This window comes from Polaribacter sp. HaHaR_3_91, assembly GCF_019278525.1.
Taxonomy (GTDB): domain Bacteria; phylum Bacteroidota; class Bacteroidia; order Flavobacteriales; family Flavobacteriaceae; genus Polaribacter.
Window position 1 is genome coordinate 1,282,212 of sequence record NZ_CP058986.1, and the last position, 16,536, is coordinate 1,298,747.

Here is a 16,536-nt window from a genome sequence, read left to right on the forward strand (position 1 = left end):
ATAATTATGCTAGATATTAGGAATATTTTGGTTCTAAATTTTTTCATTAAAATTGAAAATATATAAAATCTACTACTTTGTTAGAGACTGTGTAGAATAAGATTGATTGAACAATTATAAAATAGAAAGCATAACGTAAAACTTTATTTTTAATTTTTAAAGTCTCTGTTTTTCTAGAAAACCATTCTAATAATATAAATAGTAAAATTATAAAGTTAAACTTTTCTATTGAACTATTTGTTTGAACAGTATTATAGAAAATTCTAGTTATATAATCTATTGCTGTAGTAACTGTTTCTGCTCTAAAGAATATCCATGCAAATGTTACTAAAATAAATGTTGTTAGCATTTGTAAGAATTCTTTAATAGATGGTAAGTATTTTTCTTGAGCAACAATGCCTGTATTTTTTCTATTTTTATTGGTTAATAATAAAGGTAAAAAAAAGAGTGCATTTAGTCCTCCCCAAAATATAAAAGTCCAATTTGCTCCATGCCAGAAGCCACTAACTAGAAAAATAATAAATACGTTTCTAATTTGTTTAAATTTATTTCCTTTTGAACCTCCTAACGGGATATAAAGATAATCTCTAAACCAAGTAGAAAGAGAAATATGCCAACGCCTCCAAAACTCAGCAATATCTCTAGAGAAATAAGGGTAATTAAAGTTTCTCATTAAGTTAAAACCAAATAGTCTAGAGGTTCCAATAGCGATATCCGAATAACCTGAGAAATCCCCATAAATTTGAAAAGCGAAATAGATGGCGCCTAATATTAATGTTAAACTAGATTGATGTTGATAATCTCCAAAAATTTCATTAGCATACATTGCACAGTTGTCTGCTATTACTATTTTTTTGAATAGTCCCCACAAAATGAGTTTCATTCCAGAAGCTGCTAAATCATAATTAAATGATCTTTTTTGGTAGAACTGAGGTAGTAGATTGGTGGCTCTTTCTATTGGTCCTGCCACGAGTTGTGGGAAAAAAGATACAAAGCTAGCAAAAGCAATAAAATCTTTTGTTGGTTTTAATTTTTTACGATATACATCAATTGAATAACTTAATGTTTGAAAAGTGTAAAAAGAAATACCGACAGGTAATATAACTTGTAAAGAACTTTTATGCATTGTAACACCAAAGCTAGACCATGCATCTACCCAATTGTCAATAAAAAAGTTGAAGTATTTAAAAAAGCCCAGTAAACCTAAATTAAATGCTAAACTTAACCACAAGAGAAGCTTCCTTTTTTGTTGGTTATTTGTTTTGTCTAATCTTACACCAATACTATAATCAACTAAAGTACTTAGTAATATTAAAGATAAAAACCTCCAATCCCACCAGCCATAAAAAATGTAGCTAGCTACTAATATTAATAAATTTTGTACTTTTAATTTTTTTAAGACAAACCAATATAGTGTAAAAACAGTAGGTAAAAAGAGTAAAAACTCTAATGAATTAAATAGCATAAGATAGCAGACCTTTATTGCAAAAGTACATTTTTATTATTTTTGTTCTCTTTTTATTTGTTGTAAAGTTTTATTGGTGTTGATGAATTCTGTAATTACTTTATAACGAGTAATGTCTATATCATCTTCAAAATAGCTTGCCCATTTTGTTTCTTTTAATAAAATGGAAATTTGTTTTATTTTTTGTTGTGCTTCATTTAATGTAATAAGAAGATTGTTGGTTTCTTCTTTTTTAGGTTGAATGTTAGCTGTTTTTTCTTCAAAATTTACAGTAATAAAAAATATTTTTTCAGTTGAATTGATAGAGTAGAAGTCTGCCCATTTTGCAAAACCAATTACTATTTGTTGGTTTTTATAATCTTCATTTGCAATTAATTTCCACCTGCAATTGGCAACACGTCCCCAATGATTAGATTTTCTATATACACCTTCTTTGGTATAAAAATACATACTTTCAGATTTACTTTTATAATTGGTGTCTTCAGGGAATTCAAAGTTTTCTATTTGTTTGAATTCACAAAAAGTATGTTTAAAGAAGTTGGTTTTGTTGTATTGCTTCAAAAGTTTTTTATAATTTAGATCCTTCAGGTTTTTAAAACCTGAAGGATCTCTTTGTTGTTGCAAATTTAACAAAGGAATTTGAATTATCATAGCGATTAAGTAGCCTCACTTGTATATTTTAAAATAAAAAAAACGCAATCAAATTAATGATTGCGTTTTAGTATTGTAAGAAAATATGTTTTTCTTTTTAGAAGGTCCCTCTTTTCATCGGGATAAGTTCAATAACGAATTTTGATGTATCAAAATTCTATTTCACTTATTTAACTTCTTCGAAATCTACATCTTCAACATTGTCTCCTTGAGCATCTGCTTCTGGTTGACCTTGTTGTTCAGCTCCAGGATTTGCTCCTTCAGCACCACCTTGTGCAGCATACATCTCTTCAGATGCAACTTTCCAAGCTTCATTGATAGTTGCCAATGCAGTATCAATTGATGCTAAATCTTTAGATTCATGTGCAGCTTTTAATTCAACTAAAGCAGCTTCGATTGGTGCTTTTTTATCCGCAGATAATTTATCACCAAATTCTTTTAATTGCTTTTCTGTTTGAAAAATCATAGAATCTGCTTCGTTGATTTTTTCTGCAGTTTCTTTTGCAGCTTTATCAGCATCCGCATTTGCTTCTGCTTCTTCTCTCATTTTCTTGATATCATCTTCAGATAATCCAGAAGACGCTTCAATTCTAATCTCGTGAGATTTGTTTGTTCCTTTGTCTAAAGCAGAAACTTTAATAATACCATTGGCATCAATATCAAAAGTTACTTCTACTTGAGGTACACCTCTCTGTGCTGGTGGTAAACCATCTAAATGGAAACGACCAATTGTGTTGTTATCTGCAGCCATCGCTCTTTCACCTTGTAAAACGTGAATTTCTACTGATGGTTGATTGTCTACAGCTGTAGAGAATACTTGAGATTTTTTTGTAGGAATAGTAGTGTTTGCATCAATTAATTTTGTGAAAACATTCCCCATAGTTTCAATACCTAAAGATAAAGGTGTAACGTCTAATAACAATACATCTTTTACATCTCCAGATAAAACTCCACCTTGAATTGCAGCTCCTAAAGCAACAACTTCATCAGGGTTTACTCCTTTACTTGGTGTTTTTCCGAAGAATTTCTCAACAGCTTCTTGTACCGCAGGTATTCTTGTAGATCCACCAACCAATACGATTTCATCGATATCAGAGATTGTTAAATCTGCATTTCTTAAAGCAGTCTGACAAGGCTCGATAGTTCTTTTTACTAAATCGTCAATTAATTGCTCAAATTTAGATCTAGATAAAGTTCTTACTAAGTGTTTTGGTCCGCTAGCAGTAGCAGTAACATATGGTAAGTTAATTTCTGTAGAAGCAGAAGAAGATAATTCAATCTTCGCTTTTTCTGCAGCTTCTTTTAAACGTTGTAAAGACATTGGATCTTTACGTAAGTCTAAATCTTCATCCGCTTTAAACTCTTCTGCTAACCAGTTAATGATTTTTTCATCAACATCATCACCACCTAAATGTGTATCACCATCTGTAGCTAATACTTCAAAAACTCCGTCTCCTAATTCTAAGATAGAAACATCATGTGTTCCACCACCAAAATCAAAAACAACAATTTTCTTATCATCGTTAGATTTGTCTAAACCATACGCTAAAGCAGCAGCAGTTGGCTCGTTTATAATTCTTTTTACAGCTAAACCTGCAATTTCACCAGCTTCTTTTGTAGCTTGACGTTGTGCATCGTTAAAATATGCTGGTACTGTAATAACTGCTTCAGTAACCTCAGTTCCTAAATAGTCTTCAGCAGTTTTTTTCATTTTTTGTAACACCATTGCAGAAATTTCTTGCGGTGTATATAAACGACCATCAATATCTACTCTAGGTGTATCATTATCTCCTCTTACTACTTTATAAGGAACTCTTCCTGCTTCTTTAGAAGACTCAGAAAATTTGTTACCCATAAAACGTTTAATAGAATAAACAGTTTTTGTTGGGTTTGTTACAGCTTGTCTTTTAGCTGGGTCACCAATTTTACGTTCTCCTCCTTCTACAAAGGCAACGATAGATGGTGTAGTTCTTTTTCCTTCTGCGTTAGGGATTACAACTGGCTCATTTCCTTCCATTACAGAAACACAAGAGTTTGTTGTACCTAAATCAATTCCAATTATTTTACTCATAATATTTATTTTAATAAATTTTAATTCAATTTTACATTTTCTATTAGGCAAATGCTGTGCCAACCCCTTTTTGACTAGCAAATGTCAGTTATTTTAAAAAAATATTTTAAATAGATGTGACATTATGACATAAAGTGTATCTAATATATTGGATAGGAAGAATATTTGAATATAATTTTTAATTCCTTATATTTGGATAGTTCTATTTCATACAAAGTAAATCTATAAGTTATAAATCTAAAATTCTAAAAAAAATCATGAGTAAATTTGACGAAAAAGTAGCACAGTATTCTAAGTTTATGGACGATAAAGGTCTAAAATATGATTCAGACTTATTAAAAGCTGTAACAAAAGGACTAGGGCCATCTATTTATAAAAAAGATGCCGAAACCGTATCTGGTTCAGATGCAAAAGAATTGTTAACTGTTAAAAATAATTTTTTAATTAAAAAGTTAGGTCTAGCGGATGGTCCAAAATTAGATGAAGCGATTAATAAAGTTGTGGAAACAATTGGTAAATCTGAAAGAAATAAATATAGAGCTGTCGTTTACTATATGTTAGCGGTAGAATTTGGTAAGGAATCGATATATAACTAATATAAAATATATTTTTGATAATAAAATCCAACTCATTGAGTTGGATTTTTTACATTTACCGCTATTCTTAATTAAACTTTACGAATGTCGCAATTTATTAGTGTTTTTGATATGCTCAAAATAGGTGTTGGTCCCTCAAGTTCTCATACACTTGGCCCTTGGCGAGCTGCCGAACAATGGATCCTTCAATTAAAAGAAAATAATAACTTTGATTTGGTTGATGCTATTCAGGTAGATTTATATGGGTCTTTGTCTTTAACAGGAAAAGGACACGCTACCGATTTGGCAATTCAGTTAGGTTTAAGCGGTGCAGATCCAGAATACTTACCTATAGAAAACATTGCTACTATTATTGATGATATTAAAGATAAAAAAGTACTTTCATTAAATGCAGAAAAGGAAGTGCCTTTCTATAAAGAATCAATTGTTTTTAATAGAGCCTTTTTACCTTTTCATGCAAACGGAATTACTTTTAGAGGTTTTTTTAATGGTGATGAAGTTTCTACACAAACGTATTTTTCTATTGGAGGAGGTTTTATTGTGCAAGAAAATGATCATTTAGAAGAAGAAATAGAAATCAATAAAAAGAACTTTCCTTATCCAATCAATAGAGCTTTACAGCTTGAAGAATATTGTGAAAAAGAAAATTTATTAATTTCTGATATTGTTCTTTTAAATGAGTTAGAATTAAATTCTACAGAACATATAGATAAAGAGTTGCACAGAATTTGGGATACGATGTTAGAATGTATGCATACAGGCTGTCATACAGAAGGAAGGCTTCCTGGAGGTTTAAATGTAAAAAGACGTGCTTTTGATACGCATAAAAAATTAATAAAAGATACCAGTTATACAAACCCTAAAGAATGGCTTACTGCCATTAGAAGTACAGAAGTAAAATTTAGAGAGATTTTAAAATGGGTAAGTTGTTTTGCCCTTTCTGTAAATGAAGTAAATGCCGCTTTGGGTAGAGTAGTTACAGCGCCAACAAACGGAAGTGCTGGCGTAATACCTGCTGTTTTAATGTATTATATGGTGATAGAAAATCACGAAGCAGATTTTAGTCACGTTAAAAAGTTCTTATTAACAGCTGGCGAAATAGGGAGTATTTTTAAGAAAAATGCTACAATCTCTGCAGCAATGGGAGGTTGTCAGGCAGAAATAGGAGTGTCTTCTGCAATGGCAGCAGCTGCTTTAACAGAATTATTAGGCGGTACAGCAGCACAATGTTTGTCAGCTGCAGAAATTGCTATGGAACATCATTTAGGTTTAACCTGCGATCCTATTGCTGGTTTGGTACAAGTGCCTTGTATAGAACGTAATTCTATGGGTGCTATAAAAGCAATTCATGCCGCAGAAATTGCCTTAGAAACAGATCCAAAAGAAGCTTTGGTACATTTAGACAGTGTAATAGATACAATGTGGGAAACCGCAAAAGACATGAACAAAAATTACAAAGAAACGTCGGAAGGTGGTTTGGCAGTTACGGTTAGAATTGTAGATTGTTAATCATTTTGTAGGCAGTTTACAGTCTGTTTGTAACTGTTTACTGAAGACTGTTAACTGCGTACTGAATAACCTAAACTATTTTTACCTTGTAAAAACCAAATCATTTCCAGAAGATAATTCTTCAGAGAAACGGTATTTATCAATATTAAAACCTTTTAAATCTTCTATAGTTTTAACGTTATTATCTATAATATAGCGCACCATTAAACCACGTGCTTTTTTAGCATACGTCATCACAATTTTATATTCTCCATTTTTAAAATCTTTAAAAACAGGTGTAATCATTGGTACTTTTAAAACCTTTTTAGGAATTACTTTAAAGTATTCTGTACTTGCTAAATTTACTAATAATTCACCATCTTCTAATTCGTCATTCAAAGCATTGGCAACAGTATCGTCCCAAAATTTATACAAATTATCTTTGGTACCTACTTTTAAACGAGTTCCCATTTCTAAACGATAAGGCTGAATTAAATCTAAAGGTTTTAATAAGCCATACAAACCAGATAGAATTCTTAAGTTATTTTGTAATAATGGTATTTTCTCTTCTTCAATAGAATTCACATCAATTCCTTGAAAAACGGCACCTGTAAATGCATAAATAGCTTGTTTTGCATTTTCGGTTGTAAAAGGAGTTGCCCAAGATTGATTTCTATCATAATTTAAAGCAGACAAATCATCAGAAATTTTCATCAATTCAGATAAGTTTTTCTTAGAAAGTGTTTTTAGTTTCTTATTTAATTTTTCAGACTTATCTAAAAAACGAGGTTGCGTATGCAGACTTGTTGGTACTTTACTTTCGAAATCTAAAGATTTTGCTGGGGATATTATGATTTTCATGGTATGCTTTTATTGTAGTGTAAAAATACAATGGATAAGATAAATCGCAAACTTTTTAAGAATGTAATAACTGATACTTAAATAATAATTGTTTATATCTATTTTTTAGTTAGTTTTAAGTTTTAAAATCGACCAATATAACATGGGCAAATCTTTACTTTTTTTACCGGATATTTCAGGATTTACAGAATTTGTTCAAACCACAGAAGTGGAACACAGTCAGCATGTAATTTCAGAATTATTAGAAGTTTTAATAGCAGCAAATACAGAAGAGTTACAATTAGCAGAAGTAGAGGGTGATGCTTTATTTTTTTATAAAGAAAATGATGTGCCGTCTTTAGAACGGTTATTGGCTTTGTCAGAACATATATTTACCGCGTTTTATAGTCATTTAAAATTATTAGAAAAAAATAGAATCTGTCCTTGTAGTGCTTGTTCTTCTGCTCCTAAATTACAATTAAAAATTATTGCACATTGTGGCGAATTACAGTTTTTAACGGTTCAGAATAATAGAAAACCTTTTGGAAATGAGGTTATTGAGGCGCATCGTTTAATGAAAAATTCTGTTGATAGCGATAATTATGTTTTGTTTAGTAAAGAGTTAGCAAATACCATTGGTTTGTCTGGCAATTATCAATCAAAATTATACAAATTTGAAGAAGGGACTGATATTTATGATGGTAAACAATTAGATTATTTATTTTCTGTTATTGATAATAATAACTTAAAATTGAGATCATTTCTTACTGCTAATAAAGTTGTTTTTAACAAACCACCAAGTTTTATTCTAGAGAAGGAGTTTCCTGTTTCTGCTGCAGAATTGTTAGAAACTTTAACAAATTATGGTTACAGAAGTAAATGGAAGGAAGGTGTTGATGAAATTATATTTAATGTAAATGAAGTAACAAGATTAGGTTCTGAGCATGTGTGTGTGGTTAATGAAAAACATTTAGATTTTGTGGTAATCACTAAAGAAGTGAAACCAGGACAGTTGGTGTATGGAGAAATGACTAAGAGTCCAGTTCCTTTAGATGCATTATATCAATTTTATATTATAACACCATTAAGTGCTGATCGTTGTAAGTTGGTTCTAGAAACCTATTTAGAAGCAAAATCACCTTTAAAAAAGTTGGCTATTTTCTTAATAGTAAAAGCTGTGTTTAAGAAAAATGTAGCAAAAGGAATAGATACATTATTTGAATTATTAAGTTCTAAAAATGCAGTAAGTGAAACGATGTATGTAAAATAGATTTTTAGTATAATTGGTTCATTATAAGAGTGTTATAAAATAAAACAGCGATTTGTATCAAAATACAAATCGCTGTTTTATTTTATAAAATGGAAAGTAAAGCTATTTACTCTAAATCTACATCTTTAGAATTCTCAGAGTAGGTTCTCCATTTTTCTAGACATTCTGTAATATCTGTAGGTACTTCAGAATTAAAACGCATAAATTCTCCCGTTTTTGGGTGTGTAAACCCTAATGTTTTAGCATGTAGCGCTTGTCTAGGTAACACTTTAAAACAGTTATTTACAAATTGCTTGTATTTGGTAAATGTTGTTCCTTTTAAAATATCATCTCCACCATAACGCTCATCGTTAAAAAGTGTGTGTCCAATATGTTTAAAGTGTGCTCTAATTTGGTGCGTTCTTCCTGTTTCTAATTTACATTGCACTAATGTTACGTATGTTAAACGCTCTAAAACTTTATAATGTGTAACTGCATGTTTTCCAAAATCACCATCAGGAAAAACAGACATTTGTAAACGATTTTTTAAACTACGTCCTATATTTCCTTCAATAGTACCTTCATCTTCTTCTACATTTCCCCAAACTAAAGCATAATATAAACGCTCTGTAGTTCTGTCGAAAAACTGTTTAGATAAATGAGCTAAGGCAAATTCGGTTTTTGCAACCACTAATAAACCACTAGTATCTTTATCAATTCTATGCACCAAACCTGGTCTTTCGTTAGAATTGGTTGGTAAGTTTTCTATATGATGAATTAAGCCATTCACCAAGGTACCAGAATAATTTCCGTGACCAGGATGTACTACCATACCTGCAGGTTTGTTCACTACAATTACTGTGTCATCTTCATAAACGATGTCTAAAGGAATGTCTTCTGCCACCAATAAATTTTCTGCTGGTGGATATGCTAAAACAACTCTAACTACATCATTTGGTTTTACTTTATGATTCGATTTTACAATGGCATCATTCACCAAAATATTTCCTGCTTTTGCAGCTTGTTGAATTTTATTTCTGGTGGCGTTTTCTACAAAATTCATCAAAAATTTATCAACTCTTAAAGGTTCTTGCCCTTCACTAGCTGTAAATCTGTGATGTTCGTATAAATCGTCGTTTTCTATATCTTGAGGTTGATTTTCTTGCAAAATTTATTTTTTAAGTCGAAGTGGATATTCATCGAATATCAACCTTTAACAGTTTAATTTTTTATTTTTGAATACTGAATACTGAATACTGAATACTGAATACTGAATACTAGTTTCCGTTTCCGTCACCTAAAACTAAGTCTACGATAGAGTTTAAAGGTAATTTATCTCCGTGATTTAGAATTTCTCCTTTGTAGCGTAATCCACGTACAACATCTTTACCAATATCTCTTACAGAAATTGGGTTTGTACCAATATTAAAACCAATAGATCGTAAATGAGAAGTAGCTTGTCTTTTTGTTCTTCCGTTTAAATCTGGAACAGTAACATCTCTATATTTAGAAGGATTTAATGTTAAGTAAATTTTACGTTTTTCTTTTACAAAATCTCCTGTTTCTGGAGATTGCTCAATTACAGATTTTTTTGGATAATCTGGGTTGTAGCTCGCGCTATCTATAACAATAAAATCTAGATTTAATTCTTCTAACTTTAGTTTTACATTTTCTAAAGACATTTTATGCAAGTTAGGAACTTGAATTTTTTGATCGTGATTGGTAGAATAGCCTAACCAATATTTTAAAGCAAAAATAAAGACCAACAAACCTATACCTGCAATAATAACTTGTATAAAGAAGGACTTACTTTTAATAAATTGAAAAACACTCATTTTTTGATTTTTAGAACGCACAAAGATATAAAAACTAAACGTTGCTATTTCTATAATTATTTTGATAAATTTGTTTTATTATTTTAGAATTTATGAAACAGAATATTGCAATTGTAATGGGTGGTTATTCATCCGAAGTTAATATTTCGCTTACCAGCGGAAATGTAGTGTACAAGCACTTAAATAAAGAGAAATACAATCCGTATAGAGTCCATATTTTAAAAGATAAATGGGTTGCTTTAGATGATGATAATCAAGAATATCCTATAAATAGAAGCGATTTTTCTTTTTCATTGAATGGTACTTCTGTTATTTTCGATTGTGTTTTTAACGCAATACATGGCGCGCCCGGAGAAAACGGAACTTTGTTAGCGTATTTTAATTTGATTAATTTAAAACACACTTCTGCACCTTTTTATCAAATGGCCTTAACATTTAATAAGCGAGATACTTTAAGTGTTGTGAAAGAATATGGCATTAAAACGGCCGTTTCTGTGTACTTAAATAAAGGAGATGTTGTAGATTTAGATGCTATAATTAACAAAGTTGGATTGCCTTGTTTTGTGAAACCTAATAATGCGGGATCTAGTTACGGAATTTCTAAAGCGCACACAAAAGCAGAAATGTTACCTGCTTTAGAAAAGGCATATAAAGAAGATACAGAGATTTTAATTGAGTCTTTTTTAGACGGACCAGAAGTTTCTGTTGGTGTAATTCATTATAAAGGAGAAACAACAGTATTGCCAATTACAGAGATTGTAACAGAAAACGATTTCTTTGATTATGAGGCTAAATACGAAGGGAAATCTCAAGAGATTACTCCTGCTAGAATTTCTGATGAAGAAAAAATGAAAGTAGAAGAAATAGCAAAAAAGGTATATAAAATTTTAAATATGTCTGGTTTTTCACGTTCAGAATATATTTTAGTTAACGGAGAACCACATTTCTTAGAAATGAACACGGTACCAGGTTTAACTGAAGAAAGTATCTTACCACAACAAGCAAAAGTGGCAGGTATTTCTTTAGAAGAGTTATTTGAAAGTGCGATTGAGTCGGCTTTTGTATAGAAACAAGATTTTTTAGAATCACGAGACATGCAGATTACTGTTATGGGGTTCGATGCAAGATGATGTTGAACCACGAAGCAAGATGATCACTGTTGTGTGGTTGAAATAGTTTGTTTTTGAAACAAGACGTAAAAACTAATTTATGTATATTGTAGAAATCAGAATAATTCTTGGTTATCGGTTCAAAAAGATCATGATTCAAAAAAATCTAAAAACATCAAATAATAAAAATGAAAAGAGCAATTTTTCCAGGATCATTTGATCCAATAACATTAGGTCATTTTGATATCATTGCAAGAGGTGTAAAATTGTTTGATGAACTAATTATTGCCATCGGTGTAAATGCGGACAAAAAATATATGTTCACTTTAGAGGAACGTAAAAAATTTATTGAAGACTGTTTTGCACACGAACCTAAAATAAAAGTGGTTACCTATAAAGGGTTGACAGTTCATTTTTGTCAAGAAAACAATGTCGATTTTATTTTAAGAGGTTTAAGAAACCCCGCAGATTTTGAGTTCGAGAAAGCAATAGCGCATACCAATAGAGATTTAGCGCCTATAGAAACCGTTTTCTTACTAACCGCAGCAAGCACCTCTTATATTTCTTCATCTATTGTAAGGGATGTAATTAGAAATGATGGAGATTATACAAAATTAGTTCCTAAAACTGTAAGAATTAAATAAATATGTGTAGACCTTTTAGAGCATTTTTTTTAGTTACTATTTTACTGTTGCTATTTTCTTGTGATCAATTATCTAAAGAAAAAAAAGATTTTACAACGCTTTTCGAAAAGTCTAACGGAACAGAAACGCCAGAATACAAAGACATCATTTCATATTACAAAGGTTTAGCTGAAGCGCATTCTTCTATATCTTTATTTTCATTCGGACAAACAGATTCCGGAGAACCTTTGCACCTCGTTGTTTATAATAGAGAAGGAGTTTTTAATGTGGATGAAATTAAAAAATCATCCAAAAATAGAATTCTCATCAACAACGGAATTCATCCCGGAGAATCCGACGGAATTGATGCATCCATGTTGTTGCTTAGAGATATTGTAGAAAATGATTCTTTAATAGAAAAATATAAAAACACTGTAATTTGTGTGATTCCTGTGTATAATGTTGGCGGTTCTTTAAATAGAAATTCGCACACAAGAGCAAATCAAAAGGGACCTATAGAATATGGTTTTAGAGGGAATGCAAGAAATTATGATTTAAATAGAGATTTTATAAAACAAGACTCTAGAAATTCAGCAGCTTTTGCAGCAGTATTTCATACTGTAAATCCAGATGTTTTTATAGATAATCACGTAAGTAATGGAGCTGATTATCAATATGCAATTACACATTTATTTACACAACACAATAAACTAGGAGGAAAGCTAGGTGACTTTTTAGAAACCAAAATGCGTCCGAGTATAGAGAATTCACTAGAGCAAAAAGGAATTTCAATTACACCTTATGTAAATGTTTGGGGTACTACGCCAGAAGCAGGTTTTTCTCAGTTTTTCGATTCTCCTAGATATTCAACAGGATACACAACCTTGTTTAATACTTTAGGATTGATGGTAGAAACACACATGTTAAAACCTTATAAAGTAAGGGTAGAACAAACGTATGAATTGTTGTTTTCTGAGTTAGATTTTACAGAAGATAATGCTGATAAAATTAAAGAATTAAGAGCGAATGCTGTAGATGAGGTATTGGCACAGAAAACCTATCCTATTACTTTTAAGGTTGATACTGAAAACCCTACAGAATTACAATTTAAAGGCTACGAAGCAGAGTATGTCGATAGCAAAGTAACTACAGGAAAACGTTTGTTTTATGATACTACAAAACCATATACAAAACCTGTGAAATATTATAATAATTTTATGGAGACTCAGTCTGTAGAAATTCCGAAAGGGTATATTTTAGAACAAGGTTGGCATAAAGTTTTAGAGCGATTAAAAAACAATCAAATAGAATTTACACGTTTTAAAAACGATACAATAATTACTGTTGAAGTAAATCATATTGATAAGTTTGAAACACGTAAAACGGCGTACGAAGGTCATTATTTACATTATAATACTACGGTAAAAACAGCAACTCAAGATTTTCAATTTAGAAAGGGAGATATTTACATTCCTACAAACCAAAATGGAGTTCGGTATTTGCTAGAAACGTTGGAAGCTGCAGCAACCGATTCGTTTTTTAACTGGAATTTTTTCGACACTGTTTTACAACAAAAAGAAGGATATTCTGCTTATGTTTTTGAAGATATTGCAGCCTCTTTTTTAGCTGAAAATCCATCAATAGAAAAAGAGTTTTTAGAAAAACGGAATACAGATACTGAGTTTGCAAATAATCCAAGAGCGCAACTAGATTTTATTTACAAAAAATCACCTCATTACGAACCAGCACATTTACGTTTGCCAATTTTTAAAATATTTTAAATTATGAAAGCACTACCAATCGTTTTGTTATCCCTATTTTTCTTCGGATGTAAATCTGAAAAAGTTAAAACAACAACAAACACAGATGTCAAGACTAATTCCTTTTATGTTGGTACGTATACTAATAAAGATTCTAAAGGAATTTATAAATACCAACTTTCTGAAAAAGGAGAATTACAAAAAATAGGCTTGGTTGCAGAAACGATAAATCCTACTTTTTTAACAAAATCTAACGATGATAAAACTCTTTTTGCAGTGGAAGAAACCAATGTAAACGGAACAGGTTTTATAAAATCTTATAAAATTGAAAGCGATTCTTTACTATTGATAAGTAACGAAAAATCTGGTGGAGCAGGTCCTTGTTTTGTTGCTATAAATGATGATGATTATTTGGTTACGGCAAATTACGGTGGCGGAAGTGTTGGTTTGTTAAAAGCAGATGCTTCTGGTAAATTGTCAGAATTATTAAATGTGCAACAACATATTGGTAAAGGAACAACAGATAGACAAAAAGGTCCTCATGCACATTCTGCTTGGTTTCATCCAGCAAAAAAAGAAGTTATTTCTGTAGATTTAGGAACCAATGAATTGTTTTTTTCTAAGATTGATGAAGATAAACTTGTTTATACAAAGCAAAAGTCTTTAAAAATGGCAAAAGGAGCAGGCCCAAGACATGTAACGTTTAATCCAAATAATAAATGGATTTATGTTTTAAATGAATTGGACAATACGGTTTCTTTGGTAAAAGAAAAAGAGGAAGCATATTTTGTAGATTTTACAATTTCTACCTTGCCAAAAGAGTTTACGGAGTTTAGCAAAGCAGCAGATATTCATATTTCTAAAGACGGAAAGTTTTTGTATGCTTCCAATCGCGGACATGAATCTATTGTAATTTATGAAGTAAATGCTGAAGATGGAACGTTAACGATAATTGGTTACGAACCTGTTTTAGGAAAAAATCCTCGTAATTTTTCATTGTCTCCAGATGAACAGTTTTTATTAGTTGCAAATCAAGATACTGATAATATAGTTTCTTTTAAAAGAGATATTGCTACGGGCAAGTTAACTTTTGTAAGTGAGATTACTGCTCCAATGCCAGTTTGTATTTTATTTTAGCTTGTAGTAGTTACAATTCAGTTAATGCATTTTCTGACTGATTTTGTCAAAGACTTTTTAGTGTGGTAAAAATCCTTCGATAAGCTCAGGAGTACATTGTGAATTTAAATTCAGATACATTATAACATACAACTTATATTTACTATGTGTCATTTTTTCAAGAGTTATCGGATTATACGCAATGCTAGTGCGAGCGTCTCGCTCGTACTTTCTGATTTCTATTTACAAAAAAAATATATAGATTGTTATCCGAGAATTATTGTCGATTGCACGAGCGTGGCGCTCGCGTTAGCGGATATTTATATATGACATGTACAATTAAAATGGTTTTAATTTTAGAACATACAACTTATGTTTACTATGTGTCAATTTTTTCAAGAGTTATCGGATTATACGCAATGCTAGTGCGAGCGTCTCGCTCGTACTTTCTGATTTCTATTTACAAAAAAAAAATATATAGATTGTTATCCGAGAATTATTGTCGATTGCACGAGCGTGGCGCTCGCGTTAGCGGATATTTATATATGAGATGTACAATTAAAATGGTTTTAATTTTATAACATACAACTTATGTTTACTATGTGTCAATTTTTTCAAGAGTTATCGGATTATACGCAATGCTAGTGCGAGCGTCTCGCTCGTACTTTCTGATTTCTATTTACAAAAAAAATATATAGATTGTTATCCGAGAATTATTGTCGATTGCACGAGCGTGACGCTCGCGTTAGCGGATATTTATATATGACATGTACAATTAAAATGGTTTTAATTTTATAACATAAAAGCTATGTTTACTATGTGTCAATTTTTTCAAGAGTTATCGGATTATACTCAATGCTAGTGCGAGCTTCTCGCTCGTACTTTCTGATTTCTATTTACAAAAAAAAATATATAGATTGTTATCCGAGAATTATTGTCGATTGCACGAGCGTAACGCTCGCGTTAGCGGATATTTATATATGACATGTACAATTAAAATGGTTTTAATTTTATAACATACAACTTATGTTTACTATGTGTCAATTTTTTCAAGAGTTATCGGATTATACTCAATGCTAGTGCGAGCTTCTCGCTCGTACTTTCTGATTTCTATTTACAAAAAAAAATATATAGATTGTTATCCGAGAATTATTGTCGATTGCACGAGCGTGACGCTCGCGTTAGCGGATATTTATATATGACATGTACAATTAAAATGGTTTTAATTTTATAACATACAACTTATGTTTACTATGTGTCAATTTTTTCAAGAGTTATCGGATTATACGCAATGCTAGTGCGAGGGTCTCGCTCGTACTTTCTGATTTCTATTTACAAAAAAAGCATAGATTGTTAACCGAGAATTATTGTCGATTGCACGAGTGTAACGCTCGCGTTAGCGGATATTTATATATGACATGTACAATTAAAATGGTTTTAATTTTATAACATAAAAACTATGTTTTCTATGTATTTATGTGGTCAATTTTTTTAATCGTTATCAGTTAAAACTCAATGGAGTGCTATTGTGAGCGTCTCGCTCGTACTTTGTCATGTATACTATGTGCCTATGTGTTTAGCTTTTTTTAAGTGTTGTTAGTTCGAGTATAGTTGAGAACAATTCGATATTTAACGAAGTAGAAAATTATTTTATTCGTAACTTGTAATCTCTAAAATCAATTTTAAAATAACACATGCTTTTAATTTTAATTAATTGGATTTATATTTTTATA

13 protein-coding genes are annotated in these 16,536 nt (G+C 30.9%); 7 read left to right on the forward strand and 6 right to left on the reverse strand.

From position 1 onward, the window contains the following. Positions 1 to 46: 46 nt before the first annotated feature. From H0I27_RS05295 to dnaK, 3 genes are all read right to left on the reverse strand, one after another. A complete protein-coding gene (locus H0I27_RS05295; RefSeq protein ID WP_218732832.1) occupies positions 47 to 1,465 on the reverse strand; it encodes an MBOAT family protein in 1,419 nt (472 codons plus the stop codon). Between the two features lie 36 nt (positions 1,466 to 1,501). After that, positions 1,502 to 2,026 (reverse strand): hypothetical protein, encoded by a 525-nt coding sequence (locus H0I27_RS05300; protein ID WP_218732833.1) that lies wholly within the window; start codon positions 2,024 to 2,026, stop codon positions 1,502 to 1,504. A gap of 256 nt (positions 2,027 to 2,282) precedes the next feature. Then, the gene (gene dnaK / locus H0I27_RS05305; RefSeq protein ID WP_218732834.1) at positions 2,283 to 4,187 is read right to left on the reverse strand and encodes a molecular chaperone DnaK; all 1,905 of its coding nucleotides are present in this window, start codon (positions 4,185 to 4,187) and stop codon (positions 2,283 to 2,285) included. A gap of 257 nt (positions 4,188 to 4,444) precedes the next feature. Here dnaK and H0I27_RS05310 point away from each other — a divergent pair, with 257 nt between their 5' ends. Further along, complete coding sequence (locus H0I27_RS05310) at positions 4,445 to 4,783, forward strand: DUF2853 family protein (RefSeq protein WP_218732835.1); 339 nt, start codon at positions 4,445 to 4,447, stop codon at positions 4,781 to 4,783. 84 nt (positions 4,784 to 4,867) lie between these two features. Beyond that, positions 4,868 to 6,292, forward strand: a complete 1,425-nt coding sequence (locus H0I27_RS05315; RefSeq protein WP_218732836.1) for an L-serine ammonia-lyase — start codon at positions 4,868 to 4,870, stop codon at positions 6,290 to 6,292. A gap of 81 nt (positions 6,293 to 6,373) precedes the next feature. Here H0I27_RS05315 and yaaA read toward each other — a convergent pair whose 3' ends face one another. Further along, on the reverse strand, positions 6,374 to 7,132 hold the full coding sequence (gene yaaA / locus H0I27_RS05320; RefSeq protein ID WP_218732837.1) for a peroxide stress protein YaaA: 759 nt from the start codon (positions 7,130 to 7,132) through the stop codon (positions 6,374 to 6,376). Between the two features lie 142 nt (positions 7,133 to 7,274). On the opposite strand from yaaA, the gene H0I27_RS05325 reads away from it, so the two are divergent. Continuing rightward, positions 7,275 to 8,381, forward strand: a complete 1,107-nt coding sequence (locus H0I27_RS05325; RefSeq protein ID WP_218732838.1) for a DUF2652 domain-containing protein — start codon at positions 7,275 to 7,277, stop codon at positions 8,379 to 8,381. Between the two features lie 106 nt (positions 8,382 to 8,487). On the opposite strand, the gene H0I27_RS05330 is transcribed toward H0I27_RS05325, so the two are convergent. Together H0I27_RS05330 and H0I27_RS05335 are read right to left on the reverse strand one after the other, a co-directional pair. After that, the gene (locus H0I27_RS05330) at positions 8,488 to 9,528 is read right to left on the reverse strand and encodes an RluA family pseudouridine synthase (RefSeq protein ID WP_218732839.1); all 1,041 of its coding nucleotides are present in this window, start codon (positions 9,526 to 9,528) and stop codon (positions 8,488 to 8,490) included. A 109-nt stretch (positions 9,529 to 9,637) separates the two neighbouring features. After that, positions 9,638 to 10,195: a PASTA domain-containing protein gene (locus tag H0I27_RS05335; protein WP_218732840.1), complete on the reverse strand. Its 558-nt coding sequence runs from the start codon at positions 10,193 to 10,195 to the stop codon at positions 9,638 to 9,640. 92 nt (positions 10,196 to 10,287) lie between these two features. Between H0I27_RS05335 and H0I27_RS05340 the strand changes: the two genes are divergently transcribed. From H0I27_RS05340 to H0I27_RS05355, 4 genes are all read left to right on the forward strand, one after another. Then, entirely contained in the window at positions 10,288 to 11,262 is a 975-nt protein-coding gene (locus tag H0I27_RS05340) for a D-alanine--D-alanine ligase (RefSeq protein WP_218732841.1), read from the forward strand. Positions 11,263 to 11,492: 230 nt separating this feature from the next. Further along, positions 11,493 to 11,948 (forward strand): pantetheine-phosphate adenylyltransferase, encoded by a 456-nt coding sequence (gene coaD / locus H0I27_RS05345; RefSeq protein ID WP_165732860.1) that lies wholly within the window; start codon positions 11,493 to 11,495, stop codon positions 11,946 to 11,948. Between the two features lie 2 nt (positions 11,949 to 11,950). Further along, the gene (locus tag H0I27_RS05350) at positions 11,951 to 13,708 is read left to right on the forward strand and encodes a M14 family metallopeptidase (RefSeq protein ID WP_218732842.1); all 1,758 of its coding nucleotides are present in this window, start codon (positions 11,951 to 11,953) and stop codon (positions 13,706 to 13,708) included. A 3-nt stretch (positions 13,709 to 13,711) separates the two neighbouring features. Continuing rightward, positions 13,712 to 14,824 (forward strand): lactonase family protein, encoded by a 1,113-nt coding sequence (locus H0I27_RS05355; protein ID WP_218732843.1) that lies wholly within the window; start codon positions 13,712 to 13,714, stop codon positions 14,822 to 14,824. The last annotated feature ends 1,712 nt before the right edge of the window (positions 14,825 to 16,536 follow it).